Here is a 26,162-nt window from a genome sequence, read left to right on the forward strand (position 1 = left end):
GGAGCAGGGGGACACCCTGCGTGGCGGTGTCACTGTTCGATCGCCACCGCGGTTTCGCCCTGCTGGTCGTACTTTTCGCGGAATTCGCCGATCAGCTGACCCATCTTCGCGTACCAGTCGTTGAGCAGTCGCTGCATCTCATCGGCGATTTGGTCGGGGTCAGTGGGCCGGTAGACGTGGCAATAACCGCCCTGGTCGTAGTTGATCTGCTCTTTCTGGACGAACCCGGCCTGCATCAGCCGCTGGACGGAGCGATATGCCGTCGACCGTTCCCGGTCGATCTGCTCCGCGATGTCGTCGACTGTGAGCGGCTCGGTCGTCTCAACGAGGAGACCGAACACCTCTTTGTCGAGTTCCTTCGTGCCGTGAAAACACTCCAACAGCCCCTCACAGGTCATATCCTGTCGGAGCATTTCACTCATCGAATCGGCCATACGTACCGACAGATAGGAGAATGAGTCATAAAAACGTTTGTATAGTTGGTACAAGACTGTGAATCACGACGTGTGCGGCTGCAAACACAACGCGAACCGCCGTCCGGTCACTATCTCAGCCCCTGTCCGTCGACCGCGAGGTCTGCCCCTCCAAATTCGGATCGGGATGCGAGATTAGTTCACTAGATCCTCTCTCGCGGTCGCTGTCGACTCCGACGAGACCATATCCCGCCGGACAGTCATGATGACGCCGCTTGCGAGCATCAGGACGGCTATCGCAATCATCCCCCCGTCGACACCCATTGCTTCAGCTGCCATCCCCCCGTCCATACTGGAGCCCATTCCGGAGTCCATGCCGCCACTCATAGGGCCGGTCATCGTCATGAGCCCCTGATTGAGCAGCATCAGTATCGCGTAGCCGATCATAAGCGGCCCACTTGCTGTTCCGAGGCGGTCAACTGCTGGCGTCAGAAGAATGATTCCGTGGAGAACGACGATCACGCCGAGACCCAGCATAATCCACGCACTGCTGGTCATCGCTGATCCGGTCGTCGACTGATACACTGAATAGCCCCCGGAAACGAGCGCGATGAGGCTTCCGTAGAGCCGCATCGTCGATATCGACGCGGACGAGTGCTCGTTGTTCATTTGTGCTACTTGTCGTGCGTGTTGATCCCGGCGACCTGGTTTGCCGGGCACTTCTGTGTCGTTCCGGTAACGACGAAGATCGCCCCCGCAACAAGGACGAGTGCTGTGACTGCCAGCCCGATAGTGCCTGCCAGGCCGATATCAAGATAGCCCGCGGCCGCAGCGACGCCAACTGCAACGAGAATCGGTCCAAGGACGAGCCTGACTTTTCTGTCGAGGCCACCAACGTTCTTTTCCATTACAGGTGTCTCTGGGGCCATAGTATCTTAAAGCCTTGCCAAGAGTATACAATATTCGCGATGTGGATCAAAAATACGGGCGCTTGGATAGTCGTGTTCGATCACCTGTAAATAGTAGCCCCTACCGAGTCAGACACCACGCTACGTCAGAATGTCTCCGCGTAGAGGCTGAGAAGGTGTTATTCGTGGGGGCTTCTGAGAGCCTCTTCCCGAAGTTCGTCATGTGCTCGCCACGTCCGGGGCCGCACAGCGATGAACACCGCCCCAGCGAACACCAGGGCGACCACTCCGGTAACGATAGCCCCGGGAAGCATCCCCACCGCTGCACTCGCCGGCCACTCAGCGGGGCCGAAGGCCGTCACCCGCAGCACCCACGCACCGTTGAGAATGGCAAGTAACGGCAGATACACGCGCCGCAGCCGGTGAGCGATCGCCTCCTCGGCGGAAATCTTCAACGCAGGCTGGTGGTAGTCCGCGGCGAGCCGGCGGCGCCAGTCATCGGCCGGCTCTCGGGTCGGGTCGAGCCCGACGGCGAAGACGTTTCGCTGGAGCGTCCGCACCCGCGAGCGCCACATGTCGTAGGCACGGTACCGGCGCGCCTCGATGACGAGGAAGAGCCCGACGGCGAGGTTGCCGATGAGCAGGACGTAGTGGGGATTCGAGGGGGTCGTGAACGCCCATGTTAGGATGGCCGCGAGCAGCAACACCGCCCAGTTCGTTGTTCGGTCCAGCCGTTCGCGCCACAACTTCATCCGGTGGACCTCGCCCCGGTAGAGGTGCGCCATCGCACCCGACGGCCCCATCTCCTCGTCGAGGAGGCCGCGACCGACGGCCGCATCACCAGCCAGCTCGTCCGGGTCGGTTGGTGGTTGGCTCATTTGGGGTCCGGTGGCGGCGTTCGTTCATTATGGGTCTCGAATTCGTCGTACTTCTCGCGGAACTCGGCGATGAGTTGGCCCATCATCGCGTACCAGTCGTTGAGCAGTCGCTGCATCTCGTCGGCGACCTCGTGCGGGTCGGCCGGCGAGAACACGTGGTAGTAGCTGCCCGACTCGAAACTCCGCTTGTCCGCTTCGACGATCCCCGCCTCCTGCAGCCGCTGGAGGGACCGATACGCGGTCGTCCGCTCGCGGTCAATTGCGTCGGCGAGCTCGTCCACCGTTAGGGGTTCGTCGGCCTTGACGAGGAGTCGGAACACCCGGCGGTCAAGGTCGTTCAGGCCGTGAAAGCAGTCCAGCAGTGACTCACACTCGAGGTCTCGCCGGAGCATCTCGGACATCGAGTCGACCACTACCTGTCACCTCCGGGGACGGTGGCAACGACGGTTGTGAGACCGGGCCGTGTTACAATCATGTCCCGACCTCCGTCGTGGTGCTGGTGCCCGTCAGCGCAGTCCGGAGCCAGCCTTGCAGATACGCGCCAGTAAACATCCCACCGATCGCCCACAGGATCGGCAGATTACCGACGCCGAGACTCGCATAGGCGGCTCCCGGACAGATACCGGAGAGTCCCCAGCCGACGCCGAACACCGCGCCGCCGGCGAGGACGTTCCTGTCGAACGCCTTCAGGCGTCGCCCGTACTGACGCCCGGTCAGCGGTGCCCGACGGCCGGACCGCACGGCGAGGGTGATCGTCACGGCAGTCACAGTCGCAGCCCCACCCATAACGAGCAGCAAGCCGAGGTCCTCGAACTGGAGGAAGTCGAGGACGACCTCCGGTCGGGCCATCCGTCCGACTGCGAGGCCGACGCCAAATACGAGCCCACCGACGAAGACGACCGGCAGGAACAGCGGGTGCTGGTCGTGCTCCGGCGTGGGACTCACGGCACCACCCCCAGGGCTGCGACGAGTTGCGCGGTGCCGACGGCGATCGCTAGGAAGGTGATGACGCCGATGATGGAGGTTCGAGAACCGGAGCCAACGCCACAGACGCCGTGGCCCGAGGTACAGCCTTTCCCGATCCGGGTGCCGACGCCGACCAGGAGGCCACCAAAGGCGAGCCGCCACGGCTGGACGTCAGTCGTCCACGGCCCGTCACCGAGCGTGAAGGCGTAGGCAGCGGCGCCGATGACGATGCCAACCGAGAAGACGACGCGCCAGTCGCGAGACGTCCGATAGCGACTGAATCGCGGCTGATCGGATACGTACGAGAGCGTGGACTCGAGGAACGTGCTTGCGCCCGCCGGGATGGCCGTCGCGAGATAGATGACGGCGGTGCCGAGGCCGATGAAGACGCCGCCAAGCAGGTACGGGAGCCAGCCGTTCGGGAACAATGCGTCGAGCATCAGTCCCCCGCCGCGCAGTTGTTCGGCCCCAGTTCCATCGTGAACGCCTCATCGTCGTCCGCACGTGCCTGGCCGAGGTTCGTCGCGATGATCTCCTCGTAGTTGGCCGGGCGCGGCGGCATATCATCGAGGACGCGCTCGACGAATGCATCCTGGTCGAGACCGAGTAAGTCGAGCTGTTCACCCAGGTTGCCGAGCGACGCGAGGTACGTACCGTCCGAGCGTGGCTCAGTGGTCTCGCCGAAGTGCGCCGGCCCGACGAGCGTTTCGTCCGGCAGCGTCAACAGCCGTTCGTGGAGCGTCTCGTAGAGCTGCTCGGCAGCCGCCTGCGCGCCTGCATCTCCTTCCTCGAGGTCGGGGCGGGCGACGCTGTCGATGAACAACGTGTCCCCAGTCAGCGCGAGTTCCTCGTCGATTCGGTACGTGGTCATCCCCGAGGTGTGCCCCGGCGTCGCCAACACGGCCAGCGTCGCCTCACCGACAGCGAGCGTATCGCCGTCGCGAACGGTTCGCACGTCAGCGGTGTAAGTCACGCCCCGGTCTGCGGCCGCAGCTGGGAGCACGGCTGTCGCGCCGGTCGCAGCGGCCAGCTCACGCAGGCCGCTGATGTGGTCGGCGTGGATGTGGGTGTCGAGGACGTACTCGACGTCAGCCCCGAGGTCGGCGGCGTCGGCCTCGTATCGCTCGACGAAGGCGCGCAACGGGTCGATGACCGCCGCAGCTCCGTCGTTGACGACCATATAGGCCAGACAGCCGGACGACGGACGGCGGTACTGACGGACCAGCGTGCCGGTCGACAGTTCGACATCGGTGTGGTCGTACAGCCGGGCCCACCCGCGCATCCCGTCGGCGAGGTGGGTGGTGTTGTACCCCGCGTCTGCGAGCAGGCCAGCGACGAACTCGCTGGACTTCCCTTTCGCACACGTCACCACAACTGGCTCATCAGCCGGGATGTCGGTGACCAGCTCGTCGTCGATGCCGTCGAGGAACTCGAAGTACGGCACGTTGATCGTCGTGACGGTGTCGCCGGTGATGTGCCACTCTTCGAAATCGCTCTGTGCGCGTGTATCGAGGAGGGTGACCCGGTCGCCACCGTCGATGCGCCGTTTGAGTGATTTGGGACTCGTCGGCTCGATGTCCGCCTCAGTTTCCGGGAACTCCGTGGAACTCATACCTCCCTCTTACTGACCAGCGTCTAAAAGGATTGCGTTTGGTTTGCAAACTATCTAAAGCTTCGAAACCCTGTTTTTCTTTGGCATCAATAACGAGCACAGAATTATGACTTCTTCGTGGCCGTATTAGTGGATAAAATACGATTATTCGTAATTGAGAGATTGTGGCCGACTCGAAATACTCTTGTGCTTTCGGTTCAAGATTGTAGACAGAGCGCAATAATGGATTCCGACACACCGACCGAAACGCTGGACGTCACCGGTGAATCGTGTCCGATGCCCGTTGTGAAGACAAAGCAAGCTGTTGACGATCTCGACAGTGGAGCGCTGCTCGAAGTCCGTGCGACGGACGCGGGGAGCGTCAGCGACATCGACGGCTGGGCAGCCGGAACGCCCGGCGTCGAGCTGATCGGCCAGTCTGAGGAGACCCAGGCCGACAAGACGGTCTATGTGCATCGGGTGCGCGTCGAATGAGTACTGACACCGAGACCGAGGTGACTGACGAGCACCCTGACGGTTCAGCGACCCGTATTGAAGAGCTGGAAGCCCGTATTGAAACGTTGGAGGCCGAGATGGATGCAACTGCCGGGACCGAGATGGGCGACGAGAAGTCGATGGTCATCGTGGCGACGAAGGGGACCCTCGACATGGCCTATCCGCCGCTGATCCTCGCCTCGACCGCGGCAGCATTCGGCTGGGATGTCACCGTCTTCCATACCTTCTGGGGGCTGGACATCCTCCACGAAGAGCAGTCGGCGGACCTCAAGCTGTCCGCGGTCGGGAATCCGAATATGTCGGTGCCGAACGCCGTGGCGGCGTTACCCGGGATGGACCGGTTGGCGACGACGATGATGGAGCGACGGATCGCCGACAACGACGTGGCGACCATCGACGAGTTGCTCGAAACGTCGCTGGAGATGGGGGTCGACCTCCAAGCCTGTCAGATGACGATGGACCTGATGGACTACGACGACAACGCGTTCCACGAGGGCGTCACGGTCGGCGTCGGTGCCGCGACCGCGCTCTCGGAGATGGCCGACGCCGATGTCCAACTGCTCGTATAGGAACGAACGAGAAGCGAGCCAACAGTTACTCGACACTGCAAGATCTGCCGCCCGAACGACGAGGGCGGCTTCGTGACCCACGAGTTCTTGCGAGAGCTCGCCGACCACCTCGAAGCCAACGAAGAGTTCGATATCCAGACGGCGGGGTTCACCAAATGCCGTTTCCCAGTCCTGGCCAAGCGGTACGTCGTTCGAGATGGCGAAGTCCTCCACGCGGACCTCAGTTCCCCCGACCCGATCGACGAGTAGCGTTGTTCGTCCCCCGAAAGGGGTGCGGGGCGATCCAGTCGTGGGGCGCCCTGCGAGGTGATTGTTCAAATGGGTCACCGCGCACTCGTTGCGTACGAACGGACAGACGGACAGTACACGCTCCACTACAGCCATTGGGGCGCAGCGAACCTGAAGCTCAAGCACCGAATCTCGGCTGAATCGCCGTTCGGTGGCGACGACACCGACTCCAAGTGGGCGAAACAGCTGCTGGCTGAACTAGCCGATGGCCTTGAGGCAGATGCCGTCGACGGCTACCTGGCCGGCGAGGATCGACCGTCGACGGTCGTCGAGCCGAAGCCCCGCGCCACCGGGCTCACCCTCGACGAGATCGTCGCGGATCATCTCGACTATCTCCACCACGAGGCGTTCTTCGGGGTGTCGACGACGTTCGAGGTGACCGCGTATCGGACGCTGTGGTTTGGGCTCCAGTACGACTCGGAGACAGTCGAACAGGGAGAGACAGTCGGGAACGGCGCGCTCGCGACGGTGCGCTGGTACGACGGCGAGCCGGTCGGCGACGGCCACCTGCAGGGACAGTTCGCGGCCCTCAAAGACGTCGTCGGCGATATGCTCGACAAGGGCGTCTTCACGCCGTCGACGGCGAGGCAGTACCTGAAACGGAAGCTGGCCGAGCGAGTCGGAGACCGACAGGAGCTGCTCATTCCGACCGGGGAATCACCCTTCGAGAAGGCGAGTCTCAGCAAGCCGTAACACCAATCCCTTAGTGGATATCGGGGGACGCCTAAGTATGGCAAATCAGTCTGAAGATGACGTTCGTGTTTGGCTTGTCGAACGGACGTACTCCGATGACGAGCAGAACCTGATCATCCTCACCTACGCAACACCCGATGGAGAACAGTACTATCGGAAGGAACGCGCACTCACGTCCTTCACCGACGTCCGAGACACGACAGCAGCAGTCGATGCTGAACCCGGCAATCTTGGCATAGTCGATGACCCCGACCTCCAGGAACAATACGCGGCCGAAGCGCAGCGAATGCAGGAGGTCCACGACCCGGACGACGTGATCTGATACCCGCCAGTAGACATCACCCCGGGCCATGGGTTATGTCGTAGCAGGCCTTAGTCGGGGTATGCGCGAACTCGTCTTCGCTCTCGAATACGAGCCCGGCTGCAACAGGGTGGCGGACGCCCTCGCCGACCACCCTGACGCCCGTGTCCGGTCGCTCTCGCTGCACGCCACTGCCGAGCGTCTCTGGCGGGTTGACCACGCTACCGGCAGCCCGGATGCCCTTGACGCCATCGAGGACGCGTTTCGCACCAGCGACTACTACGCCGACTGTTTGGCTACCGAGGACTGCAATGCCACCCAGACCACCCGCGTTCTCGACCGCATGGACGACACGCTCGTCCTCTACTCCGACTGGGAGCGAACCCCTTCCTGCGCGTCCGTCCCCCACATCGCCCGCGACCACCTCGGCGACGGCGTGCTGTTTGAGACTCGTCACGAGGGCCACCACTACACGTGGCGACTCATCCACTCCGGAGAGGGCGACGTGTCCGCGTTCTTCGACGCCCTCAAAATCGCCGTCGGGGACTGCGCCCAGATGGAGATGCTCCGAACCGCGGACACAACGGCGTCGGGGGAAGGAGTCGACGAGACGCAAAGTGACATGTCTCCGAAGCAAGAGGCCGCGCTTCAGGCAGCCGTCGAACACGGATACTACGAGTCCCCACGTGAGGTCGACGTCGGCGAACTGGCCGAGCATCTCAACGTGCCGCGGTCGACGCTCACCTACCGGCTCCGCCGGGCGGAGGAACACTTGGCGAAGCAGCACGTCGCCGGGGAACGATTGCCCGAAGAGCCCCCAGCAACACGCTGACCCTTGATTTGGAATACTCCAACAAAGGCTTATCGATCTGACGCACCTACCGTGAGGTGATGACAGAGAATCCGGACACAGCGGGGGAGACGAGCGGCGGCGGGCAGCGGCGGGAGCTGACCGCTCGCCTCGTCGTCCCCGAGATGGACTGTCCCTCTTGCGCCCAAAAGGTGGACAAGAGCCTCCAGCGTGTCGACGGCATTACTGACGCCACGCTCCAGCCGACCACCGGCACAGCCAACGTCACGTACGACCCTGATCGGACTAGCGAAGCCGACGTCGTCAAGGCGATTGAAGGCGCCGGCTACGAGGTCGTCGGGGGCTCGGACGCCGAGGGCGATGATGAGGACAACCAGGCGGCCGATGGCGTCGACATCGCACCACCATCGGAGGTCTGGACGAGTCCTCGCGCGAAGAAGACGTGGCTCGGCGCGGCGTTCCTCACCGTCGGGCTCCTCTTCGAGTTCTTCCTCGCAGGACAGAACATCGCCATCGCAAGTGTCCTCGAGTACCCGCTCCACATCGCGGATGTCCTGTTCCTCGGCGCCGTCGCGGCCAGTGGCATCCCGGTCGTCCGTAGCGGGTACTACTCCGCGAAGAACCGGAGTCTGGACATCGACCTGCTAATGGGGACGGCCATCATCGCCGCGACCGGTATCGGCTACTTCGTCGAGGCGGCGACGCTGGCCGTCCTATTCAGCATCGCCGAGCTGCTCGAGGACTATGCGATGGACAGGGCACGGGACTCCCTGCGCGAGCTGATGGAACTCTCGCCCGACGAGGCGACCGTCCTTCGCGATGGTGAGGAAGTCACGGTGCCCGCCGAGGAGGTGGAGGTGGGCGAGACCGTGGTTGTTCGCCCCGGTGACAAGATTCCGCTCGACGGGACGGTCATCGACGGCGAGAGTGCAGTCGACCAGTCGCCGATCACGGGCGAGAGCGTCCCCGTCGACAAGGCTGCCGGCGACGAAGTGTACGCGGGCAGCATCAACGAGGAAGGATACCTCGAGTTCGAGGCCACTTCGGCCGCCTCGGAGTCGACGCTCTCGCAGATCATCGAGATGGTGCAGGGCGCACAGGCGAAGAAGACCGAGTCCGAGCAGTTCGTCGACCAGTTCGCCGGCTACTACACACCCCTCGTCGTCGTGCTGGCAATCCTGACCGCCGCTATCCCGCCGCTGGTTATCGCTGATCCGGTGTCGGTGGACCTAGCCGGTTACGGGTTCACCTTCGCGGGCGACTGGCAGGCGTGGTTCATTCGGGGGCTTACTCTGCTGGTGATCGCCTGCCCGTGTGCGTTTGTCATCTCGACCCCAGTCTCCGTGGTGTCGGGGATCACCAGTGCCGCGAAGAACGGTGTCCTCATCAAAGGCGGCAACCACCTCGAAGCGATGGGCGAGGTGGACGCCATCGCCCTCGACAAGACTGGTACCCTCACCAAGGGCGAACTCGCGGTCACGGACGTCGTAGCGCTTGGCGGTACGAACGACGAGACGGTACTCCAGCACGCGGCTGCACTCGAGCAGCGAAGCGAACACCCAATCGCCGAGGCGATACTCGAACGCGCCGAAAAGGATGCCGGCGATGACGTGCCGAGTATCGAGAAATTCGAGAGCATCACCGGAAAGGGGATCAGCGCAGACATCGACGGCGAGACGTACTATGCAGGCAAGCCCGCCCTCTTCGAGGAGTTGGGTTTCGACCTGTCGCACGCCCACCTCCGTGCCGACGGCGGCGCAGTCGCCGAAGTGGCCCACGAGCAGTGCGAACGCGAGGACTGTGCCGACCTCGAGGACGGCGCGATCTCGCGGTTCGAGAATGAGGGGAAGACGGTCGTCCTCGTCGGCACGGATACCGAATTGATCGGCATTATCGCCATTGCCGACGAGGTGCGGCCGGCCGCCGAACGGGCGGTCGCACGGCTGCACGAACTCGGCGTCGCGCACGTCGTGATGCTGACCGGCGACAACGAGGGGACGGCCCGTGCGATCGCCGAACAGGTCGGCGTCGACGAGTATCGCGCAGAACTATTGCCCGACGAGAAGGTCGATGCCGTGGAGGCGTTACAGGCGGAGTACGGCGACGTGGCGATGGTCGGCGACGGCATCAACGACGCGCCCGCGCTGGCGACCGCTGAGGTCGGCATCGCGATGGGCGCGGCCGGAACGGACACCGCAATCGAGACCGCCGACATCGCGCTGATGGGCGACGACATCAGCAAGCTGCCGTATCTCTACGGGCTGTCGCACACGGCGAACGGCGTGATCCGCCAGAACATCTGGTCGAGCCTCGGCGTGAAGGCCCTGCTTGCACTCGGCGTCCCGCTGGGACTGGTGAGCGTCGCGGTCGCGGTCATCGTCGGCGACATGGGGATGAGCCTCGGCGTCACCGGGAACGCGATGCGGTTGTCACGAATCGCGCCTGAACGCATGGACAGTAAGACTGGCCAAGAAACGGGTGCCTGAACCCATGAACACTAGCGAGGAAGGCAGTGCCACCTTATGCAGAACTGTACCACTCGTCGAACGCGAGAGCAACGAGCTCTCTGAACCCCTTCGGGCAGGTCCAACTGCTCGAATCCCGTCTCCCGAGAACGGGGACAAGAATAACCGTTACTCCGTTTGAAGTATTCCACAATAATGAACCCCTTCAATGCGATCCGCGAGTTCGAAGCCGATGGAACGACCTACAAGATGGCCGACCTCACCGTCCTCGAAGAGGAAGGCCTCTGTGAACTTGATAAACTCCCGGTTAGCATCCGTGTCATGCTCGAATCCGTCCTCCGAAACGCCGATGGGGAGGACATTACCGAGGACGACATCCGTGACCTCGCTGGCTGGCAACCGGACGTTTCCGACGCCGACATTCCGTTCCAGCCGTCCCGGGTCATCCTCCAGGACCTCACAGGCGTCCCTGCCGTCGTAGACCTCGCGGCGCTCCGGTCGGCCGTCGACCGCAAGGACCGCGACCCAACTCTCGTCGAACCCGAGGTGCCCATCGACCTCGTGATCGACCACAGCGTCCAAGTGGACTACTTCGGTAGCGAGGACGCCTACGAGAAGAACGTCGAACTGGAGTACGAGCGCAACAGCGAACGGTACCGGGCACTGAAGTGGGCGCAAAACGCCTTCGACGACTTCAGCGTCGTCCCACCTGGAACGGGAATTGTTCACCAGGTGAACCTAGAGTATCTCGGGCAGGTCGTCCACGAACGCGAGCAGAACGGCGAGAACTGGCTGCTTCCGGACACGCTCGTCGGCACGGACAGTCACACGCCGATGATCGGCGGCATCGGCGTCGTCGGCTGGGGCGTCGGTGGCATCGAGGCCGAAGCCGCGATGCTCGGCCAGCCCATCACGATGAACCTCCCCGAAGTCGTCGGCGTCAAACTTACGGGTGAACTCCCCGAGGGTGCGACAGCGACCGACCTCGTACTGCACGTCACCGAACTGCTCCGGGACGTCGGCGTCGTCGACCGATTCGTCGAGTTCTACGGCCCCGCCGTGGAGACGCTGACCGTCCCTGACCGGGCGACCATCGCCAATATGGCCCCCGAGCAGGGCTCGACCATCAGCATGTTCCCCGTCGACGAGGCCACCCTCGACTACCTCGAACTGACGGGCCGCGACGAGAAACACATCGAACTCGTCCGGAACTACCTGGACGCCCAGGGGTTGTTCGGCGAGCAGAATCCCGAATACACCGAGACAGTCGAACTGGACCTCTCGACAGTCACTCCAAGCCTCGCCGGCCCCAAGAAGCCCCAGTCCCGCGTCGAGATGGGTGACATGCGGGGCCACTTCCGGGAGTTACTCCACGGCGAGTTCGAAGAAGCCCTCGATGAAATCGATGAGGAGGCGCTGGCCCGGTGGCTCGGAGAGGGCGGCAACACCCAGGCCGAGTTGACCGGAGAACCAACCGACGCCGAACGAACTGACGGCGGCGTTCAACAAGCGGGCGACACTGAAAAACAGAATCTGGGACCCCTCACGAAGCGCGCTACAGTGAACCTCGACGGCAACGAAATCGAGATCGGGCACGGGAGCGTCGTCGTTAGCGCCATCACCAGCTGTACGAACACGTCAAATCCGTCCGTGATGCTGGCAGCCGGGCTCCTGGCGAAGAACGCCGTCGAGCGCGGCCTCGACGTCCCGGACTACGTCAAGACCAGCCTCGCACCCGGCAGCCGCGTCGTCACCCAGTACCTCGAAGCATCGGGACTCTTGCCGTACCTCGAAGACCTGGGTTACAACGTCGTGGGCTACGGCTGTACGACCTGCATCGGAAACGCAGGGCCACTCCCCGAACCGATTGAGACCGCGATCGACGAACACGACCTCTGGACGACGAGCGTACTCTCCGGGAATCGGAACTTCGAGGCACGCATCCATCCAAAAGTGCGCGCGAACTACCTCGCCAGCCCACCGCTGGTGGTGGCATACGGGCTGGCCGGTCGGATGGACATCGATCTGGAGCACGACCCGCTGGGGTACGACGAGGACGGCAACCCGGTCTATCTGTCGGACCTCTGGCCGGACAGCGACGAGATCCACGAAGCCGTCCACGACTTCGTCGACCCGTCGATGTTCGAGGAGAAGTACGCCTCCGTGTTCGAGGGCGACGAACGATGGGAGGCACTAGATGCGCCGACTGGCGAGGTCTATGAGTGGGACGAGGACTCAACGTACATCCGGGAACCGCCGTTCTTCAAAGACTTCCCGTTGGAGAAACCCGGCGTCTCCAACGTAGAGGATGCACGGTGTCTGTTGACACTGGGTGATACGGTGACGACCGACCACATCAGCCCCGCAGGACCGTTCGGCTCGGACCTCCCCGCCGGGCAGTGGCTGATGGACCACGGTGTCGAGCCTCACGAGTTCAACACGTACGGTGCCCGCCGGGGCAACCACGAGGTGATGATGCGGGGGACGTTCGCCAACGTCCGCATCGAGAACCAGATGCTCGACGACGTCGAAGGCGGCTACACGATTCACCAGCCGACGGACGAGCAGACGACCGTGTTCGAGGCCAGCCAGCGCTACCACGAGGAGGGGACGCCCCTCGTCGTGATGGCGGGCGAAGAGTTCGGAACCGGCTCGAGTCGTGACTGGGCGGCGAAGGGGACCGACCTCCTCGGTGTGCGTGCGACCATCGCTGAGAGCTACGAGCGCATCTATCGGGACAACCTTGTTGGGATGGGCGTGCTGCCGTTGCAGTTCCAAGACGGCGATTCGTGGGAGGCGCTCGGACTTGACGGGTCGGAAGTCTTCACCATCTACGGGTTAGACGACGGGCTAGAACCGATGGCCGAGTTGACCGTGACTGCGGAGCGGCCAGACGGGTCATCTGTTGAATTCCCGGTGACGGCCCAGGTCGGGACGCCCGCCGGTGTGCGATATGTTGAACACGGCGGTATCCTGCACTACGTGCTTCGGCAACTTCTGACCGACTCGTGACGCGTTCCGGGTGAAATCGCGTAGGATCGACTGCTTTCAGGTATCTGGTTTTGTATTTGGAACTACTTAGAATCGAAAACAGCAGTACTGTGTTGAGGAGAAGTCCGATTTGGTTGCGATCCTCATTTCATTCCAAACACATTCAGCCGTAAAAGTTCCCTTCTGTTCTAATCAATCACACACCCAATATAGCTCAAGCCACTCATACTACGTTCAGCCATTCACACAGCCTCAGATGCCAATCATCAGTTATGAGTTCTCATGAGAGCCGTGTTTGTTATTGCACCGGCGATGGGTGCCGGCGCAGCAGGAGCGAGCGAGCAATCACTCCCGATGCGTCGGCGCTTCGAGGTGTTCGAGATGCACATGGTCATTTACAGCCTGGTAGAAGAATCGACCCACGACGACGCACTGGCCAGCGGAAAGTCGGTGTTCGACCGCCTGGTCGGCGCGGACCCACACGCCGGCGCAGTCTTCGACTACCACGTGACTTTTGATAAGGAAGACACGTCCGTTGCGGGGAAGGCGCGATGGGGTGAGTTGCCGACTGCAGCCCCCGTCGACTCCGATGCCGGCCAAGACCTGCTTGAGCGTGGCTGGGAGGCGACGAAAGAGGAGTTCGAGCGCAATCTCGAACGGGTGAGGGAGGCACTTGACGAACTTTCCGATGAGGAGATCATGCGCGACGAAGATCTCGCTCGGCACGCCTTCCACCAGGTCGGCGCCTACGACGGGCCAACGATCTTCCTGTACAACGAATATGCGAACGGGATCCGTCACCGTGAGCAGCTGGATCGAGTGCTGGAGGAGAGCGAGGAACTCTGGATCGTGCCCGCCGACGTCCACTTCTAACAGATGTCCCGGATCACAAATTGGAAGCGCGAGAGTCGGTCGCCCACACTCGCATACCGGAACACCGAGACCGGAGCTCGGGCAGTCTTACACCGAGCACCGGACTCGTACCGCTACAAGTGGCGTGGCGTAATCCTCGTCGACGGCTACCCAGTGTGGTCGCGGGGGTACGAGACGAAAGACGCGAAATCGTTCCGTAACGAGCTCCGGGAACGGCCAGCGCCCGAACTGAGTTGTCCCGAGTGTCCGAACAGCGATGTGGCAATCGGCGGAAAAACGGCTGACGGCGCGAAGGTTCAGCGTTGGTTCGAGTGTCGGAGCTGTGGGTACGAAGCATCCTCGAGAATCGTGTACGGCGCCGAGCGCTGATTGATTGGAACGTATCTGCGATGGTGTTTATTTTTGGGCCAGAATGGGTGGCCCGTCTCAATCGGGCCAGATCCACAGATGAGTCTGGAAGTCATCGACCGCCACAGCGAAGCACTGTTCGAGTGCCTCTGGTGTCCCGTCTGCGGACACGAGGTATTCAGTCACATTCCCTTCGAAGGTGTGTTCTGCAAGAACTGCAACACACAGGTCGAACTCCAAGAATCCCGAGAGACACGTGGATACGAGGAGGCCGTCCTCGCCTGCTTCGACACCCACTCAACGTGGAACCTCCACGTCGACGAGAAGCTCCGTCGCGACCTACCCGATGGGTCGGCACGGGTGAAGATCCTCGGCGCACCGGGTGCCTACGAGGTCGACTGGTGGAGTCCAGCACCCGGCGATGACTGGCAGCCGGTCGAACAAGGCGAGTTCGACGATGTCGACGAACCAGCCGGTATCTCCCATCTCGCGTAGGGGAAAGCAGTTCCTGTGGCTGTTTTTCGCCCCCTGAGGGGTGCGGGGGTGCTCAAACGAGTAGCTCCCAATAAGACCGATGAGTAGACCTAGCGACACACACTCGATTGAACAGACACACCCAGCGAGCGACTGCGGCATCGCCTACGTCGGGTATCGGCAGAGCGGACAGGCTATCGTTGAGAAACGTCCCGGCCAAGAACGGCTCACACCAGAGCGGAGTCTCGCGCTGGTGAATCACAGTCCCTCGGGATTCGAATGGGGATATGGTGGTAGTGGTCCGGCGCAACTCGCGCTCGCACTCCTCCTCGACTACACGGGAGACGAGGCGTTCGCCCTCGACCACTACCAGGCGTTCAAAACCGAGGTCGTGAGCCAGCTGGACTGTGCTGGGTCTGCTGGAAGCTGGCGACTCACCGAGCCCGAGATCGACGCAGTCCTTCACGAAACAACAGGCGAGCCGGCCGCACCGTCCATCTAAATACCAATCACCGAAAGAAATCCATGTCAGAACATACCCAACCATCTCGTGCGGATGGCGAATCGGCTGAATCGAGCGAACAGACGACACGAACGGATTACGTCGAACGCAGTGATGTCGGCGTCTCCCTCACCGTAAAGCTCAAGCGTGGAACCGGTACCAGGGATCAGGACGAGGTAATCGCGAAAGCGAAAGGCAAGACCCTCGAAGACGCTCGCGAGGACATGGAAACCCTCAGAGAATACATCCACGATCTCGCAGAGGACGCTCGCCAAATCCAACCCGAAGAAGACGGGTGACGACGAGGGCTGTTTTTTGTCGCCTCAGCAGTGGCGGAGGCGATTATCAGTGAGCAATCCAGACGATCAAACAACAGACGCAAGCGAGCTTTCGCCAGAACAACGGCTCGAGCCCGCGAATACGCGACTCATCAACGCTGGTATCGTGACGATCAACGATATGGAGACGCTGCGAGCCTGCGTCGCCTACGAGAACGCGAATCAGCAACGGGTCCAAATCCTCCGCCGGCTTGAACAGCGGGCCAGCGAAATCCGCGCACAAGACGATTGACCCAACGCCCGGAGGTGTCTGTCGGAGCCTCGGTGGGTGGAGGCTCAATCCAGATGAGCGATCGACCAGAGATCGAGATTCAACGACAGACCGCATTCGGTGACGATGGCCAACTCGAAGTAACCGAAACAAGCGTCGAGACCTCGCTTGAGGACTTCGGCGCTGACGTGGATCATCGTGACCGGGATTCGCGTCTTGATCAGCCCGAGGCGTGTGAGTTCGGCGTCGACGACCGACCCGAAGTTGAGCAAACATCCGAGGGAGATCAGTCAACACTCTTCGCTGATACGGACGAGGATCAGCAGACCCTCACTGGCGACGATGCAGCCGCTCGCTGTCTCTTCGAAGAATAGACTTGCCTCTATCGATTGGTTGTCTGATGAATTGTTATAGTCTGAACTATAATAGTCTGAATTCTAACTTTGAAGCGAGGCTGAGGGGCTAATAGCCGGTGGTGGTTTTTCGACCCCCAGCAGGGGCGCGGGGAATCCGAACGCCCGCATGCAACCGATGGAGATGAATTCGACTACCGACCCACGAGCAGTCGTACAGGATGTGAGTGAGCGATGGCAGGCGAGTGCAGACTGCGTTGAGTACGTCGGAATGCGTGTCGAGGGAACGCCAGTGGTCCTGAACCTCACCGCACACGAACGCCTCTCCCCAAATCGAAGTCTCGATCTCGTGCGGCATAGCCCGGCGGGATTCGACTGGGGGTATACGGGAAGCGGACCGGCACAGCTCGCCTGTGCGCTCCTCCTCGATTACACCGACAACGAAACCGTCGCCCAGCAACACTACATCCAGTTCCGCAACGACGTGGTCAGTCAGCTGGTGTGTGATGGCCCGGCCGACTGCTGGCACCTCACCGGGGAGGATATCGAGGCGGCACTCGCCGTATTCGAAGAGTACCGAGCACTCACGCCAGATGGTGGGACGCCGTCATCGTCACTGCCGGCGAATTGGAGTGCGGTGAGTCGGACAGATCGGACAGTCTTCCAACGTCGGGATATCGACCACTACGTCGTCCTCGCCGAAGGGAGCGAAGAGTGGTTGATCATACTTTGCGCGCAGGGCGACCGGGCGTATCCCGCCCCGCTTGACCATCGAACACTTCCGGTCGAGAACGATCCTGCTTTAGCCGTTCAGGAACTCGTCGCTGAGAGTAACGACCTCGTCGAGCCAGAGGAGGAGATCTGATGGAGAACATCCGACTCTCGCGGGCCACGTATCAGCTCATCGAACGCACCGTCACGGCGCTGGAGTGCATCGGCCGAGAACTCGAGCGATACAACGACCGGCACGAGAGCACAGCTGGGAAAGACACAGACGAGACGAATCCCGGCGAATCATGACTGGCGAAGCGACGCTTGACGACTTCGAGACCGAGAATTCAGCTGGTAAGTCCCGCTCGCTCACGCTGGAAGAGCGACTCCTCACCCCGATCTCTCCGTCCATCGGTCTGCGAGTGATTCCCGGTCGCGGCACTCCGCTCTATCTCCAAAATCGGGGAAGAGAGCGGTATCTCTTCCGCGACGACCACGATCGGTGGTTCATCCTCCAACCGTCGGCGAAAGACTCTGAACAGGCGTTCGTCCGCTGGGTGTATCTCCCAGCAGACAGGCCCGAACGGCTGGTGCAGTCGGCGCTTCGTCGACGGACGGTGATCGGGTACGACTACGTCCGGCGGTCGGTTGCACCAGACCCAATCAGATCAACGGTGACGGCGATGTTCGTCACGGAACGCTGGCCCGAGACAGCCTACGAATGTGGATCGTGTGAGACGCTGTTCGATACGGCACGAGAGCACGCCCTCCATTGCTGGGATGTTCATCCCTGGGTGCCGAATCCAGAGCAGGTACGCCGGCGGCGTCAGCCCGACGAGTGAGTTGGAAAATCCTGGGCAGGTACCGAAGCCGTCCAGATAATTAACCAACAAAGTGCGAGTTCTGGGATTTAATGTTGGTTAATAGCGGACCGCGGCTCCGTTTATTGCCCCTCTGAGAGGGTGCAGGGCGGGCGGATTCGCCCTCGCAGACCACATTCATGTCGCTCGATATCAGCCCCAGCAGCAGCACTGAACGCGAGATTGCCGCTGCCAGACAAGCCGACAGCGTGGCGTTCCTTCATCGAGCGCCGTTCTCTCTGGATGCCCACAGGCTCGGCTACCTACCCGGGTTCCGAGAGGACTGCGGATATCAGCAGACTCAGTTCAAGCATTTGGACATCCCCGTCGGGATGTTGGATAACGACTTTCGGAATCCCGATCTGGATCGATACGTCGCCCAGTTTTTCGAACACGAACCCAAGGTCGGCGTGATTGGGGACGTGTACGATCCCGACGACGTCGATAGATACGTGGCCGCCGCACGGGAGATACAGGCGAGCTATCCCGATGCAGACCTCGTCATCGTCCCCAAGTGCCGCAAGGTGATCGACATGATTCCCGACGCCCTCGTGCTCGGCTACTCACGAGGGTATGCCGACCGATTGGCCCACGAGTTCTCCGAGCCGACCAACTGGCGGGGCCGTCGTGTTCATATCCTCGGTGGAAGCCCGCCGAAACAGCTCGACGTCATCGAGCAACTGACCCGACCGACACTCACAGACGACCCACCGGCCGACATTGTCGGTCTCGATTGGAACGGCCTACATCGCGGGGCACAGTTCGGGGAATTCTGGACGGCGGATGGTTGGGACGACAGCGGTCGCGACACCGACCACGTCACGGTTCGCAAGACGGTCCGCCACAGTCTCGCCCGTCTCAAGGAATTCTGGCAGGCTCAAGGTGTTTGGCCCGAATCGACACCACAGGACGACTCCTTCGAGATCGAGTATGAGGGGCCATCGCCGGGGGATCTCGATGGTGCTGCGTGTACCGAATGCGAAGCGAACGTCTGGACGACTCAGCGCGGTCCATTCGTCGCCGAGTATGATACCGGCGTGCTCTGTGGCTACTGCAGCTACGAGTGCTACTTCTCACATCGCCATCGGAACAACCTGGAGGAGATCGCCAGCGAGCAGAGCGTGTACATTCCACCGGCGTGACGCTACGAGTGGTTTTTCGCGCCCCGGAGGGGGCGAGGGCTCGATCCAAAAAGTCCTCCGAGAAGGTGATTTTCCGTGAGTCAACAACAGCGTCCGAACGATGTCTCGATTGACGACATTCCAGTCGACGTATCGAACACCCAATCAGGCGAGGTCGACCCCGCCGAGGTACCCGAGGAGATTCGGTCGATCACTCGTGGACTCGCAAGCGAGCAACCGCCGACGAATCCGCTCGTCGTCCTGAAGGCCGCCCGCTGGTGGTATATACATGGTAAGGGCGGGACCGATCCTGCGTTCCAGTGGGCCATCGAGTGGGCACGACACCTCGCGACGGACACGCCGAGCGATGTCGACCAGTTCGACGCGTTCCTTGAGTACCTCGTCACGGTCGGCTTCGCTGACGAGAAAGCAGCGCTCCGATAGCAGCTCCGATCTAAACCCCCCGAAGTCGCGCCGATGTTTATCGTGCGCCCCCGAGGGGTGCGGCGCGTCCTGACTTCTCGGAGACGTCGTCGTACTCGATGTGATGCAATCCATGATGACAGCCAGTGAGTCGGGGGTCTCGTTCGAGGAGACCGACACCCGACACGACAAGATGCACAGTACGATCGAAGACTGGATCGACGATCTCGTCGCAGACGTCGACGAGGCAAAAGCCAGCCAACAGTTCCAGGAGTGGCTCGATGTCCAGTCCCGATTCCACGACTATTCTCATCGTAACACCCTCCTGATCAAACTCCAGTGTCCCGAGGCGACCCGCGTGGCGGGCTACAATACGTGGAGATCGGAGTTCGACCGGCACGTCCAAGAGGGCGAACAGGCGATCTGGATCTGGGCACCCATTATTACGAAGCAGTGCCCCGAGTGCGAGAACTCACCGAGCTACCACGAGCAAAGTGACTGTGACTATGACGAGACATCGCCCGAGGAGTGGTCGAAAGGACTGGTTGGATTCAAACCAACGGCAGTCTTCGATGTGTCTCAAACCGAGGGCGAACCGCTACCCGAGCTGGAAACCGAGGCAGCTGGTGACGCCGACGACCTGGTGCCAGCGCTCCTCCATGCGGCAACTACTCTCGATATCGACGTCCGTGTCGTCGACGCTGCCGAGTGGGAGCATGGCGACGCGAAAGGCGTCTGCAAACACCGGACTCTCCACGAATGCCAACCCGTCGTCGAAGCGAAAGCCCGCTCAAATCAGGCCGATCTCGCCGTGACGTTGATTCACGAGTACGCCCACGCACTGCTCCATTTCGATGTCGACGACGAACCCGAGCGTGCAAAACGCGAGGTCGAAGCCGAAGCCGTTGCGTACATCGTCGGGCGGTATTTCAACCTAGATACGAGCGGATCAGCGTTCTATCTTGCCGCGTGGCAGGACGACGATGCGGAGAGCATTCAGGAGCGACTCGGCCGGATCAGTTCGACCGCGCAGGAGGTCATCGGGACAGTTGTAGACGGCTGAACACCTCCTTCCCGGCTGTTAACCAACGCCGGAGGGTACTATCCCACTCTGTTGGTTAATTCGTTCGGCGTCCCGACCCCGTGTGTTTCGATCGGTCCCGAGACATACCCATCGACAGTCGATGTTATCGTTCAGAATCGATTCGGCGCTGCTGGTCACGAAGGAACTCAACGACGGCATCGATATCCTGTTCGGGAACCGTTTGCTGTTCGAAGACCCCTTTGAATGCGTCCGCGAAATTCTCCGACGTGAGGCGGTTGAGGACAGTCTCGATGCGACCAGCGAGCTTCTCGGATTCTCCGCGATGCAGATGAGTCGCGATCCGGTCGAAATCCGCGCCAGCAGCCAGCACCACCAGATCCCGGGAGTCTGCCTTGCGGCCACTGTGAAGTTTCACGGCAAACAGCAACTCCCGTTCCGGAATCCTGGCTGTTACCGGGCGCCCGGTTCGCAGTTCCTGGGTGACGGAGTGCTGGGTCAGATAGCGATACGACCATTCAGCTTCCGTCTGGCGACAGCCCAACGCGTCGACCATCGCGTCGAACCGGACCGGATTCCCGATGTCCTTCTCAAACCGGATGGTACGGCCCTCGTAGAGCTCGTTTCGCTCGACATCGGCCGTTTTCTCGTAGCCGCGGTCGGTGAGAAGGTCCGTGTAGTCGTCGACCGCTTGGGCCGGAATGACGACGTCGACGTCCGTGGTGAAGCGTTGATTGAACGCCGCGATCGCCCACCCACCGACGAGCACGTACGGCAGGTCAGCGTCAATGACGGCCTCCAGGGTGTCCAGCAATTCATCTTCGCGTTCACCGAGGCTCATGCATTGAGACGCGGATCCTCGTGGGACGCGTCGATATCGCGGTCGTACTCGTCGGCGATCATCTCCAACGCCGGTTCGTAGTTCACCCGGTACTCCAACATGTGCTCGATTGCCTCATCCAACGGAATGACGGGATTGCCGTCGACCCACTCGCGAGTGATCTCCCCACTCGTCGGGAACAACACGTACGAGACGGTCGCGTCGTAGTCGCTCGCATCCGGCCGCTCTTCGATCCGGCTCGGAATCCCGAACTCATCGAAGAACGCCGTCCACCGTTCGATATCCCGGTCGGCGACCTGGATGAAGATCGGGTAGTCGTCGTGGCCGCGGGCGATCTGATAGCCGCCGTGGGTCCAGACGTAGACGCTGTCGATTTTCGTGTACGCAAAGGGCATCCCGGCGAAGTGCGGAATGACGTAGCCATCGCCGATCGAAGGGGGAACAGCGCGAGAGATGGCCGCGACGAGATCGTAGTAGCGATCCCTGACAGCGTAATTCTCGATGTAGACGCCGTCCTCACGTCGGATGAAGCCTGCGTCATCCAACCGCTCGATCCAGTCGTAGACCCACGAGTAGGAGCCGTCGATCTTCTGGGCGATCCGACGGATCGAGTCGCCCGGCCGGGCCGCGACCATAATTTTCGCCGCGGTCTCGTCGACGTACTCCATCATCGATAGTTATCGGTATCGCATCTAACTGTATTAGTCTTGTCCCCCGTATTCCCTTATAAAGTTATCTCTATACAGACATACCCTCTTGGCTCAGGTAGTCCGATCCGGCGCAGCATTCGAGCAGAAATGAATTAACCAACAGAGGATACGACTGATCGCTATTTGTTGGTTAAGTCTATCAGCGCCCGCCGAGGGGCGGAGGCGCAGTCCCGTCTCCACGAACTATGACCGACCGATATCTAACGACCGTTCTCGACGAGGCAGAGCGAGTCGCAGAGCACCACGAGCAGGTCGCCCAATCATCAGACCATCCGGAACACGAGTATCTCCGGTACGCCGTCCTTCGGCTGCTCGAAGACGAGGCTGACGACACATCGGTGGAGGTACCGCAGATTGACGGCGTGACTGTCGGCTACGGAGAGGACGACGCGATGTGCAACAGCTGGGACGACGACGTCGAGTGGTGGGAGACGGTTCCGCCGCAGGAGGCATGTACTCGCTTCCGGGTATTCTACCCCGACGAATACGACGCTGTTCCGCGAGTCATCGTCGACGTGATGGCAGCACTCGGGGCGTGGCGTGTCTGGATCGGGAGCGCTGCCGCCTGTGGCTCCTACGACCATCGCGAGCGGCGGGAAGTCCACTATCTGTGGCCGGAGGGGCATCCGGTCGAGGCCCTGGTTGCGAATCGGCTCCAGGATCCCGAAGCTGCGGTTGCCCCAGACGGCGGCCGCTCCGGCGACGTGCGCGATCGGATGGTCGTCACGGAGCACTCGCCCCAGCACGACGACCTCGAGCCGCGAACCAGCCGTGCCGTCGACGAATCGATGGCCGTCTCGCTGCTCGAAAAGGGTGGCCTCTATGAGGTCCGATCGGCGTCCGGAAACTGGTATGAAGTCGACGTGATCAGCGAGTCGTGTACGTGTCCAGACTGGCGGAAGCGTACGCCCGATGGCGGCTGTAAACACCTCCGGCGAGTCGATCAGGAGATCAAGCAGGGGCGGGTCCCACGACCTGATGGGCGTCTCCCCTCGAACTCGTAGGATCGCCCAGCGTTCGAGATCTCCCGAGGCTACTGTAACATCAGACGAAACTCCTTGATGGAGAGTTTCGAGTAGTGAGACGGCTGCTGGAGAACCGGTGAGAACAGTTGGCAGCAACTTAACCAACAAAACTATGCAGTTTGCGCCTGTGTTGGTTAACACAGATCGGCCCATGTCCTACGAGCCACCGACGCCCCCAGCGGACCTCCCCACCGACGTCATCGACACACTCAACGGCTATTCACCCGAGCTGCTCCGAGACGTTGCCCACTATGCCGAGGACCTCGCCGAGCATCGCGAGCGCGAGGCCCGCCTTGCCGAAGCGGAGGAGGAAGACGAGATCGACGAGCGACCCGATGACCTCCCCGATGATGTCCCGACGAAGGCGACGATCACGATCAAGGAGATCAACGACAACCGCTACTACTACTGGCAGTGGCGAGAAGGAGATCGCGTCAAATCAAAGTACAAATCCCCAGTGAATCCGGACGAGTAGACGAACTAGTACCTCAGTCGGATGGCCAGCTGTTCGGGGAGACACCCCGTCTGCGAAGTGAAAGACGCAGGGTACGGGAGAAGTCCCGAGTTGATGAGTGAGGATCCAGTCACTGTCGACGAACTCGCCGAGAAAGCCGACGAGTATCTGCACGAAGCCTCACTCACACCGGAAGAATACGAAGCCCTGAAACAGAGTGTTGCGGAGCTCACGCCGATCTTCTCAGCTAAGAATTCGCACTTTGTCCTCGGCAGCTACGGGAAACATGAAATCCGTCGTCTCCAGCTCGTAAAAGATCGTCTCAACCGACAGCCCGGTGCGTACGCGTTTCTGATGGTCGACATTCGAAGCGAGTTGACGAATACCTACCTCAAGTTCCGGCTGCTCGCCGATCACACAGACGTCATCGTGGGCGTCACCGAACACGCTCAGGGCTGCTTCCTCGTCGAGCAGGGCTACTTCACAGCCCTAGAGGAGTACTTCGCGAAGACGCACGTGTTCAAACGCGAGTACAACACGATAGATGCGGACGCGATCGACACGAACGTAGCCGTCGAGAGTCCTACAGTGGAATGCAGACCGCGATCTTCGAGATGCTCAACGATGCTAGGCGTCTCTGCCGGTGGACGACTGAGAACGACCTCGTCGAGTGTACCGAGGCTCTCGTGAGTGATCAGGAATACCCGTAGACAGAGACTAATCGGTTACTCACACCCCCGACGTTTCTGTCGTTTCTCCACGAAATCCTGTTCACTGATGGCCCAGACAACAAATGAACTCGAACAGGAAGACATCCCCCGTTTTCGAGTAGTAAGTGCGGGGGTGAATCCGTGCAAGATTGGGTCTTCGAACCACGAACCCTCACGGGATAAGTAGTCCACTGGAGAGCGATTGCAAATGCTCGTAAATGAAATGTCGTTTAGATTTTGTCAGACACTCCACTATTGCCAGTAAAATCGGAGGGTAAGACGCTATTAGATGAAATTGGCAACGGTGGTCCTGGTAGTAACTAGTCGGATTGATTGGGGCAGGGAGTTACTGGCAACACCGGAGAGGGTACTGGATAAACTGGCACTGACGGTTGCGCGGTTACTGGCAAAAGTGGAGAGGGTATTGGCAGTACTGGTGTTGGCGGTTGAGAAGTTACTCCAGAACCCGATGCCGCTTGGCAGTTTCACGAATATCGTCGAGCTCTCCGAGTTCACTTTCGAGTGCGTCGAGGGCCGACGACAGGGAGACATCAAGCTCGTATTCGTTGTAGTTTCCGCGTCCACTCGACGAGTCGACCAACCGTAAAATCCCGTGGAGGCTCAAATCCGACAAGTGGTCGTGTACCCGCCTGCGTTTCAGTGGTTCACTACCGTGATTTCGAAGAACTGCTTGATATCGCTCATAGATCAGTTTCGTTCGTTCAGGCGTTTCACCTTCTGCCGCTAGCTGGCAGACAGTCAGGAGCACATACTGCCCCTGCCGGGTCAACGAATGCATCCCTTCGACAACCTGTTGTCGCTGGATCTGATGCTTGGCCTCCCGAACGTGGTCTTCGGTGATTTCCGCCTCTCCACCCGCCATCGCGTCGTTCTCGGCGATATCAGCTGCTTTCCGGAGTAACCGTAACGCCTGCCGAGCAGATCCCGAGTCCTGTGCAGAGAATGCGGCGCACAGTGGGATTACATCTGATTCGAGGACATCGTCGTAGAGCGCGATATCGGCTCGCTGCTTGAGAATATTCTGCAGTTCAGTCGCGTCGTACGGAGGGAACAAGATTTCCTCTTCGCAAAGAGTGTCCTTGACTTTCGGAGAGAGGTTTTCTCGGAACTTGAAGTCGTTCGAGATGCCGACCACACCGATTTTCACATCGAGATCCAATTGCGAGCGTGCTCGTGGAAGCTCGTACAGAATATCGTCATCCGAGCCGATGTTATCGATCTCGTCCAGAACCACGAGAATAGTCCCACCGATCGACTCAAGGTCGTTGTAGAGTTCGTTGAAGATGCGTTTTTGTTGATACCCGGTTTCGCTCATCGGTTCGCGCGAAGACGAGACTGTGGTGAGAGGGTGAGAAGGAGAGCGAATCTCGTTCACGAGATTGACCGCTACCTGATAGGATGTGGTGCAGCCAGTACAGTTGAGTTCAATAACGTTGAGATCGACGTCGTCGTACTCTCCGGCGGATTCTTGCAGCTCCTCAAGAAGATCGTGCGTAGCAGCTGTCTTCCCGACGCCGGTAACGCCATACAGAAAGACGTTGTTCGGTTGCCAGCCCTGAATGACAGGACGGAGAGCGGCCGCATATTCGTCGAGTTCTTCGTCCCGCTCCTCGAGTGTCTCTGGCTGGTAATCATCCCGGAGGACGTCTTTATCCTGGATGATGAACGATTCTCGATTGAATCGGCCCATAGGCGGACTCAAGACGAAGAGCCATCATAAAACCAGGGGTTCCAGTATCACCACTAACCCACCAC

The 26,162-nt window shown here is 60.8% G+C and carries 33 protein-coding genes and 2 pseudogenes; 24 read left to right on the forward strand and 11 right to left on the reverse strand.

Annotated features, from left to right (window positions below; genetic code table 11):
* Positions 1-29: 29 nt before the first annotated feature.
* The 8 genes from Hbl1158_RS16260 to Hbl1158_RS16295 form a co-directional block, all read right to left on the reverse strand.
* The gene (locus Hbl1158_RS16260; protein WP_234299862.1) at positions 30-434 is read right to left on the reverse strand and encodes a helix-turn-helix domain-containing protein; all 405 of its coding nucleotides are present in this window, start codon (positions 432-434) and stop codon (positions 30-32) included.
* A gap of 174 nt (positions 435-608) precedes the next feature.
* Positions 609-1,082 (reverse strand): hypothetical protein, encoded by a 474-nt coding sequence (locus Hbl1158_RS16265; RefSeq protein ID WP_234299863.1) that lies wholly within the window; start codon positions 1,080-1,082, stop codon positions 609-611.
* 5 nt (positions 1,083-1,087) lie between these two features.
* On the reverse strand, positions 1,088-1,321 hold the full coding sequence (locus Hbl1158_RS16270; RefSeq protein WP_234299864.1) for a DUF2892 domain-containing protein: 234 nt from the start codon (positions 1,319-1,321) through the stop codon (positions 1,088-1,090).
* Between the two features lie 179 nt (positions 1,322-1,500).
* Entirely contained in the window at positions 1,501-2,199 is a 699-nt protein-coding gene (locus tag Hbl1158_RS16275; RefSeq protein ID WP_234299865.1) for a DUF2270 domain-containing protein, read from the reverse strand.
* Complete coding sequence (locus Hbl1158_RS16280; RefSeq protein WP_234299866.1) at positions 2,196-2,612, reverse strand: helix-turn-helix domain-containing protein; 417 nt, start codon at positions 2,610-2,612, stop codon at positions 2,196-2,198. The genes Hbl1158_RS16275 and Hbl1158_RS16280 overlap by 4 nt, the downstream gene beginning before the upstream one ends.
* 58 nt (positions 2,613-2,670) lie before the next feature.
* Positions 2,671-3,144, reverse strand: a complete 474-nt coding sequence (locus tag Hbl1158_RS16285) for a DUF6691 family protein (RefSeq protein ID WP_234299867.1) — start codon at positions 3,142-3,144, stop codon at positions 2,671-2,673.
* Positions 3,141-3,605 (reverse strand): YeeE/YedE family protein, encoded by a 465-nt coding sequence (locus Hbl1158_RS16290; RefSeq protein WP_234299868.1) that lies wholly within the window; start codon positions 3,603-3,605, stop codon positions 3,141-3,143. The genes Hbl1158_RS16285 and Hbl1158_RS16290 overlap by 4 nt, the downstream gene beginning before the upstream one ends.
* Positions 3,605-4,777, reverse strand: coding sequence for an MBL fold metallo-hydrolase (locus tag Hbl1158_RS16295; protein ID WP_234299869.1), 1,173 nt, complete (start codon positions 4,775-4,777; stop codon positions 3,605-3,607). Before Hbl1158_RS16295 ends, Hbl1158_RS16290 begins: the two co-directional genes overlap by 1 nt.
* A gap of 222 nt (positions 4,778-4,999) precedes the next feature.
* Here Hbl1158_RS16295 and Hbl1158_RS16300 point away from each other — a divergent pair, with 222 nt between their 5' ends.
* The 21 genes and pseudogenes from Hbl1158_RS16300 to Hbl1158_RS16400 all read left to right on the forward strand — a co-directional run bounded on the left by Hbl1158_RS16300 (position 5,000) and on the right by Hbl1158_RS16400 (position 20,667).
* Positions 5,000-5,251, forward strand: coding sequence for a sulfurtransferase TusA family protein (locus tag Hbl1158_RS16300; RefSeq protein WP_234299870.1), 252 nt, complete (start codon positions 5,000-5,002; stop codon positions 5,249-5,251).
* The gene (locus tag Hbl1158_RS16305; RefSeq protein WP_234299871.1) at positions 5,248-5,841 is read left to right on the forward strand and encodes a DsrE/DsrF/DrsH-like family protein; all 594 of its coding nucleotides are present in this window, start codon (positions 5,248-5,250) and stop codon (positions 5,839-5,841) included. Before Hbl1158_RS16300 ends, Hbl1158_RS16305 begins: the two co-directional genes overlap by 4 nt.
* Before the next feature lie 51 nt (positions 5,842-5,892).
* Positions 5,893-6,090, forward strand: a pseudogene (locus Hbl1158_RS16310) (hypothetical protein); the annotation flags it as partial.
* Positions 6,091-6,159: 69 nt separating this feature from the next.
* Entirely contained in the window at positions 6,160-6,822 is a 663-nt protein-coding gene (locus tag Hbl1158_RS16315; RefSeq protein ID WP_234299872.1) for a DUF6735 family protein, read from the forward strand.
* Between the two features lie 37 nt (positions 6,823-6,859).
* On the forward strand, positions 6,860-7,144 hold the full coding sequence (locus tag Hbl1158_RS16320; RefSeq protein WP_082226590.1) for a hypothetical protein: 285 nt from the start codon (positions 6,860-6,862) through the stop codon (positions 7,142-7,144).
* Positions 7,145-7,205: 61 nt separating this feature from the next.
* Positions 7,206-7,955 carry a helix-turn-helix domain-containing protein gene (locus Hbl1158_RS16325; protein ID WP_234299873.1) on the forward strand — a complete coding sequence of 250 codons (750 nt, stop codon included), beginning with the start codon at positions 7,206-7,208 and terminating at the stop codon, positions 7,953-7,955.
* A 59-nt stretch (positions 7,956-8,014) separates the two neighbouring features.
* Complete coding sequence (locus Hbl1158_RS16330; RefSeq protein WP_234299874.1) at positions 8,015-10,420, forward strand: cation-translocating P-type ATPase; 2,406 nt, start codon at positions 8,015-8,017, stop codon at positions 10,418-10,420.
* A gap of 174 nt (positions 10,421-10,594) precedes the next feature.
* Positions 10,595-13,411, forward strand: coding sequence for an aconitate hydratase (locus Hbl1158_RS16335; RefSeq protein WP_234299875.1), 2,817 nt, complete (start codon positions 10,595-10,597; stop codon positions 13,409-13,411).
* A 360-nt stretch (positions 13,412-13,771) separates the two neighbouring features.
* Positions 13,772-14,263: a hypothetical protein gene (locus tag Hbl1158_RS16340; protein ID WP_234299896.1), complete on the forward strand. Its 492-nt coding sequence runs from the start codon at positions 13,772-13,774 to the stop codon at positions 14,261-14,263.
* Positions 14,264-14,266: 3 nt separating this feature from the next.
* The gene (locus Hbl1158_RS16345; RefSeq protein ID WP_004594498.1) at positions 14,267-14,632 is read left to right on the forward strand and encodes a hypothetical protein; all 366 of its coding nucleotides are present in this window, start codon (positions 14,267-14,269) and stop codon (positions 14,630-14,632) included.
* A gap of 78 nt (positions 14,633-14,710) precedes the next feature.
* Positions 14,711-15,106 carry a hypothetical protein gene (locus tag Hbl1158_RS16350; RefSeq protein ID WP_234299876.1) on the forward strand — a complete coding sequence of 132 codons (396 nt, stop codon included), beginning with the start codon at positions 14,711-14,713 and terminating at the stop codon, positions 15,104-15,106.
* A gap of 79 nt (positions 15,107-15,185) precedes the next feature.
* A complete protein-coding gene (locus Hbl1158_RS16355; RefSeq protein WP_234299877.1) occupies positions 15,186-15,587 on the forward strand; it encodes a DUF6166 domain-containing protein in 402 nt (133 codons plus the stop codon).
* 23 nt (positions 15,588-15,610) lie between these two features.
* The gene (locus tag Hbl1158_RS16360) at positions 15,611-15,886 is read left to right on the forward strand and encodes a hypothetical protein (protein ID WP_234299878.1); all 276 of its coding nucleotides are present in this window, start codon (positions 15,611-15,613) and stop codon (positions 15,884-15,886) included.
* Positions 15,887-15,935: 49 nt separating this feature from the next.
* Complete coding sequence (locus Hbl1158_RS16365; protein WP_234299879.1) at positions 15,936-16,157, forward strand: hypothetical protein; 222 nt, start codon at positions 15,936-15,938, stop codon at positions 16,155-16,157.
* A gap of 53 nt (positions 16,158-16,210) precedes the next feature.
* Complete coding sequence (locus Hbl1158_RS16370) at positions 16,211-16,510, forward strand: hypothetical protein (RefSeq protein WP_094557574.1); 300 nt, start codon at positions 16,211-16,213, stop codon at positions 16,508-16,510.
* Between the two features lie 157 nt (positions 16,511-16,667).
* Complete coding sequence (locus Hbl1158_RS16375; protein ID WP_234299897.1) at positions 16,668-17,354, forward strand: DUF6166 domain-containing protein; 687 nt, start codon at positions 16,668-16,670, stop codon at positions 17,352-17,354.
* Positions 17,354-17,509, forward strand: a complete 156-nt coding sequence (locus tag Hbl1158_RS16380; protein WP_234299880.1) for a hypothetical protein — start codon at positions 17,354-17,356, stop codon at positions 17,507-17,509. Before Hbl1158_RS16375 ends, Hbl1158_RS16380 begins: the two co-directional genes overlap by 1 nt.
* Positions 17,506-18,042, forward strand: a complete 537-nt coding sequence (locus Hbl1158_RS16385; RefSeq protein WP_234299881.1) for a hypothetical protein — start codon at positions 17,506-17,508, stop codon at positions 18,040-18,042. Before Hbl1158_RS16380 ends, Hbl1158_RS16385 begins: the two co-directional genes overlap by 4 nt.
* 158 nt (positions 18,043-18,200) lie before the next feature.
* The gene (locus tag Hbl1158_RS16390; RefSeq protein ID WP_234299882.1) at positions 18,201-19,202 is read left to right on the forward strand and encodes a DUF6610 family protein; all 1,002 of its coding nucleotides are present in this window, start codon (positions 18,201-18,203) and stop codon (positions 19,200-19,202) included.
* A 75-nt stretch (positions 19,203-19,277) separates the two neighbouring features.
* On the forward strand, positions 19,278-19,625 hold the full coding sequence (locus Hbl1158_RS16395) for a hypothetical protein (RefSeq protein ID WP_006184811.1): 348 nt from the start codon (positions 19,278-19,280) through the stop codon (positions 19,623-19,625).
* Between the two features lie 112 nt (positions 19,626-19,737).
* The gene (locus Hbl1158_RS16400) at positions 19,738-20,667 is read left to right on the forward strand and encodes an ArdC-like ssDNA-binding domain-containing protein (RefSeq protein WP_092635777.1); all 930 of its coding nucleotides are present in this window, start codon (positions 19,738-19,740) and stop codon (positions 20,665-20,667) included.
* A gap of 124 nt (positions 20,668-20,791) precedes the next feature.
* Here Hbl1158_RS16400 and Hbl1158_RS16405 read toward each other — a convergent pair whose 3' ends face one another.
* Both Hbl1158_RS16405 and Hbl1158_RS16410 read right to left on the reverse strand, forming a co-directional pair.
* Positions 20,792-21,487 carry a hypothetical protein gene (locus Hbl1158_RS16405; protein WP_092635728.1) on the reverse strand — a complete coding sequence of 232 codons (696 nt, stop codon included), beginning with the start codon at positions 21,485-21,487 and terminating at the stop codon, positions 20,792-20,794.
* Complete coding sequence (locus Hbl1158_RS16410) at positions 21,484-22,155, reverse strand: helix-turn-helix domain-containing protein (protein WP_092635730.1); 672 nt, start codon at positions 22,153-22,155, stop codon at positions 21,484-21,486. The genes Hbl1158_RS16405 and Hbl1158_RS16410 overlap by 4 nt, the downstream gene beginning before the upstream one ends.
* Positions 22,156-22,382: 227 nt before the next feature.
* Here Hbl1158_RS16410 and Hbl1158_RS16415 point away from each other — a divergent pair, with 227 nt between their 5' ends.
* From Hbl1158_RS16415 to Hbl1158_RS16425, 3 genes and pseudogenes are all read left to right on the forward strand, one after another.
* Positions 22,383-23,201 carry a hypothetical protein gene (locus Hbl1158_RS16415; protein WP_137685134.1) on the forward strand — a complete coding sequence of 273 codons (819 nt, stop codon included), beginning with the start codon at positions 22,383-22,385 and terminating at the stop codon, positions 23,199-23,201.
* A 172-nt stretch (positions 23,202-23,373) separates the two neighbouring features.
* Entirely contained in the window at positions 23,374-23,697 is a 324-nt protein-coding gene (locus Hbl1158_RS16420) for a hypothetical protein (RefSeq protein ID WP_122106741.1), read from the forward strand.
* Positions 23,698-23,790: 93 nt separating this feature from the next.
* A pseudogene (locus Hbl1158_RS16425) lies at positions 23,791-24,386 on the forward strand (hypothetical protein).
* 454 nt (positions 24,387-24,840) lie between these two features.
* Here Hbl1158_RS16425 and Hbl1158_RS16430 read toward each other — a convergent pair.
* A complete protein-coding gene (locus tag Hbl1158_RS16430; RefSeq protein WP_122106730.1) occupies positions 24,841-26,097 on the reverse strand; it encodes an orc1/cdc6 family replication initiation protein in 1,257 nt (418 codons plus the stop codon).
* Between the last annotated feature and the right edge of the window lie 65 nt (positions 26,098-26,162).

It is taken from the genome of Halobaculum sp. CBA1158 (assembly GCF_021431925.1).
In the GTDB taxonomy this organism is placed as follows: Archaea; Halobacteriota; Halobacteria; order Halobacteriales; family Haloferacaceae; genus Halobaculum.

Excerpts from the sequence above, each read along its gene's own strand:
- Hbl1158_RS16260 (WP_234299862.1), bottom strand. The coding sequence starts at position 434 with ATGGCCGATTCGATGAGTGAAATGCTCCGACAGGATATGACCTGTGAG.
- Hbl1158_RS16265 (WP_234299863.1), bottom strand. The coding sequence starts at position 1,082 with ATGAACAACGAGCACTCGTCCGCGTCGATATCGACGATGCGGCTCTAC.
- Hbl1158_RS16270 (WP_234299864.1), bottom strand. The coding sequence starts at position 1,321 with ATGGAAAAGAACGTTGGTGGCCTCGACAGAAAAGTCAGGCTCGTCCTT.
- Hbl1158_RS16275 (WP_234299865.1), bottom strand. The coding sequence starts at position 2,199 with ATGAGCCAACCACCAACCGACCCGGACGAGCTGGCTGGTGATGCGGCC.
- Hbl1158_RS16290 (WP_234299868.1), bottom strand. The coding sequence starts at position 3,605 with ATGCTCGACGCATTGTTCCCGAACGGCTGGCTCCCGTACCTGCTTGGC.
- Hbl1158_RS16295 (WP_234299869.1), bottom strand. The coding sequence starts at position 4,777 with ATGAGTTCCACGGAGTTCCCGGAAACTGAGGCGGACATCGAGCCGACG.
- Hbl1158_RS16300 (WP_234299870.1), top strand. The coding sequence starts at position 5,000 with ATGGATTCCGACACACCGACCGAAACGCTGGACGTCACCGGTGAATCG.
- Hbl1158_RS16305 (WP_234299871.1), top strand. The coding sequence starts at position 5,248 with ATGAGTACTGACACCGAGACCGAGGTGACTGACGAGCACCCTGACGGT.
- Hbl1158_RS16315 (WP_234299872.1), top strand. The coding sequence starts at position 6,160 with ATGGGTCACCGCGCACTCGTTGCGTACGAACGGACAGACGGACAGTAC.
- Hbl1158_RS16320 (WP_082226590.1), top strand. The coding sequence starts at position 6,860 with ATGGCAAATCAGTCTGAAGATGACGTTCGTGTTTGGCTTGTCGAACGG.
- Hbl1158_RS16325 (WP_234299873.1), top strand. The coding sequence starts at position 7,206 with ATGCGCGAACTCGTCTTCGCTCTCGAATACGAGCCCGGCTGCAACAGG.
- Hbl1158_RS16330 (WP_234299874.1), top strand. The coding sequence starts at position 8,015 with ATGACAGAGAATCCGGACACAGCGGGGGAGACGAGCGGCGGCGGGCAG.
- Hbl1158_RS16335 (WP_234299875.1), top strand. The coding sequence starts at position 10,595 with ATGAACCCCTTCAATGCGATCCGCGAGTTCGAAGCCGATGGAACGACC.
- Hbl1158_RS16340 (WP_234299896.1), top strand. The coding sequence starts at position 13,772 with ATGCACATGGTCATTTACAGCCTGGTAGAAGAATCGACCCACGACGAC.
- Hbl1158_RS16345 (WP_004594498.1), top strand. The coding sequence starts at position 14,267 with ATGTCCCGGATCACAAATTGGAAGCGCGAGAGTCGGTCGCCCACACTC.
- Hbl1158_RS16350 (WP_234299876.1), top strand. The coding sequence starts at position 14,711 with ATGAGTCTGGAAGTCATCGACCGCCACAGCGAAGCACTGTTCGAGTGC.
- Hbl1158_RS16355 (WP_234299877.1), top strand. The coding sequence starts at position 15,186 with ATGAGTAGACCTAGCGACACACACTCGATTGAACAGACACACCCAGCG.
- Hbl1158_RS16360 (WP_234299878.1), top strand. The coding sequence starts at position 15,611 with ATGTCAGAACATACCCAACCATCTCGTGCGGATGGCGAATCGGCTGAA.
- Hbl1158_RS16370 (WP_094557574.1), top strand. The coding sequence starts at position 16,211 with ATGAGCGATCGACCAGAGATCGAGATTCAACGACAGACCGCATTCGGT.
- Hbl1158_RS16375 (WP_234299897.1), top strand. The coding sequence starts at position 16,668 with ATGGAGATGAATTCGACTACCGACCCACGAGCAGTCGTACAGGATGTG.
- Hbl1158_RS16380 (WP_234299880.1), top strand. The coding sequence starts at position 17,354 with ATGGAGAACATCCGACTCTCGCGGGCCACGTATCAGCTCATCGAACGC.
- Hbl1158_RS16385 (WP_234299881.1), top strand. The coding sequence starts at position 17,506 with ATGACTGGCGAAGCGACGCTTGACGACTTCGAGACCGAGAATTCAGCT.
- Hbl1158_RS16390 (WP_234299882.1), top strand. The coding sequence starts at position 18,201 with ATGTCGCTCGATATCAGCCCCAGCAGCAGCACTGAACGCGAGATTGCC.
- Hbl1158_RS16400 (WP_092635777.1), top strand. The coding sequence starts at position 19,738 with ATGATGACAGCCAGTGAGTCGGGGGTCTCGTTCGAGGAGACCGACACC.
- Hbl1158_RS16405 (WP_092635728.1), bottom strand. The coding sequence starts at position 21,487 with ATGAGCCTCGGTGAACGCGAAGATGAATTGCTGGACACCCTGGAGGCC.
- Hbl1158_RS16410 (WP_092635730.1), bottom strand. The coding sequence starts at position 22,155 with ATGGAGTACGTCGACGAGACCGCGGCGAAAATTATGGTCGCGGCCCGG.
- Hbl1158_RS16415 (WP_137685134.1), top strand. The coding sequence starts at position 22,383 with ATGACCGACCGATATCTAACGACCGTTCTCGACGAGGCAGAGCGAGTC.
- Hbl1158_RS16420 (WP_122106741.1), top strand. The coding sequence starts at position 23,374 with ATGTCCTACGAGCCACCGACGCCCCCAGCGGACCTCCCCACCGACGTC.
- Hbl1158_RS16430 (WP_122106730.1), bottom strand. The coding sequence starts at position 26,097 with ATGGGCCGATTCAATCGAGAATCGTTCATCATCCAGGATAAAGACGTC.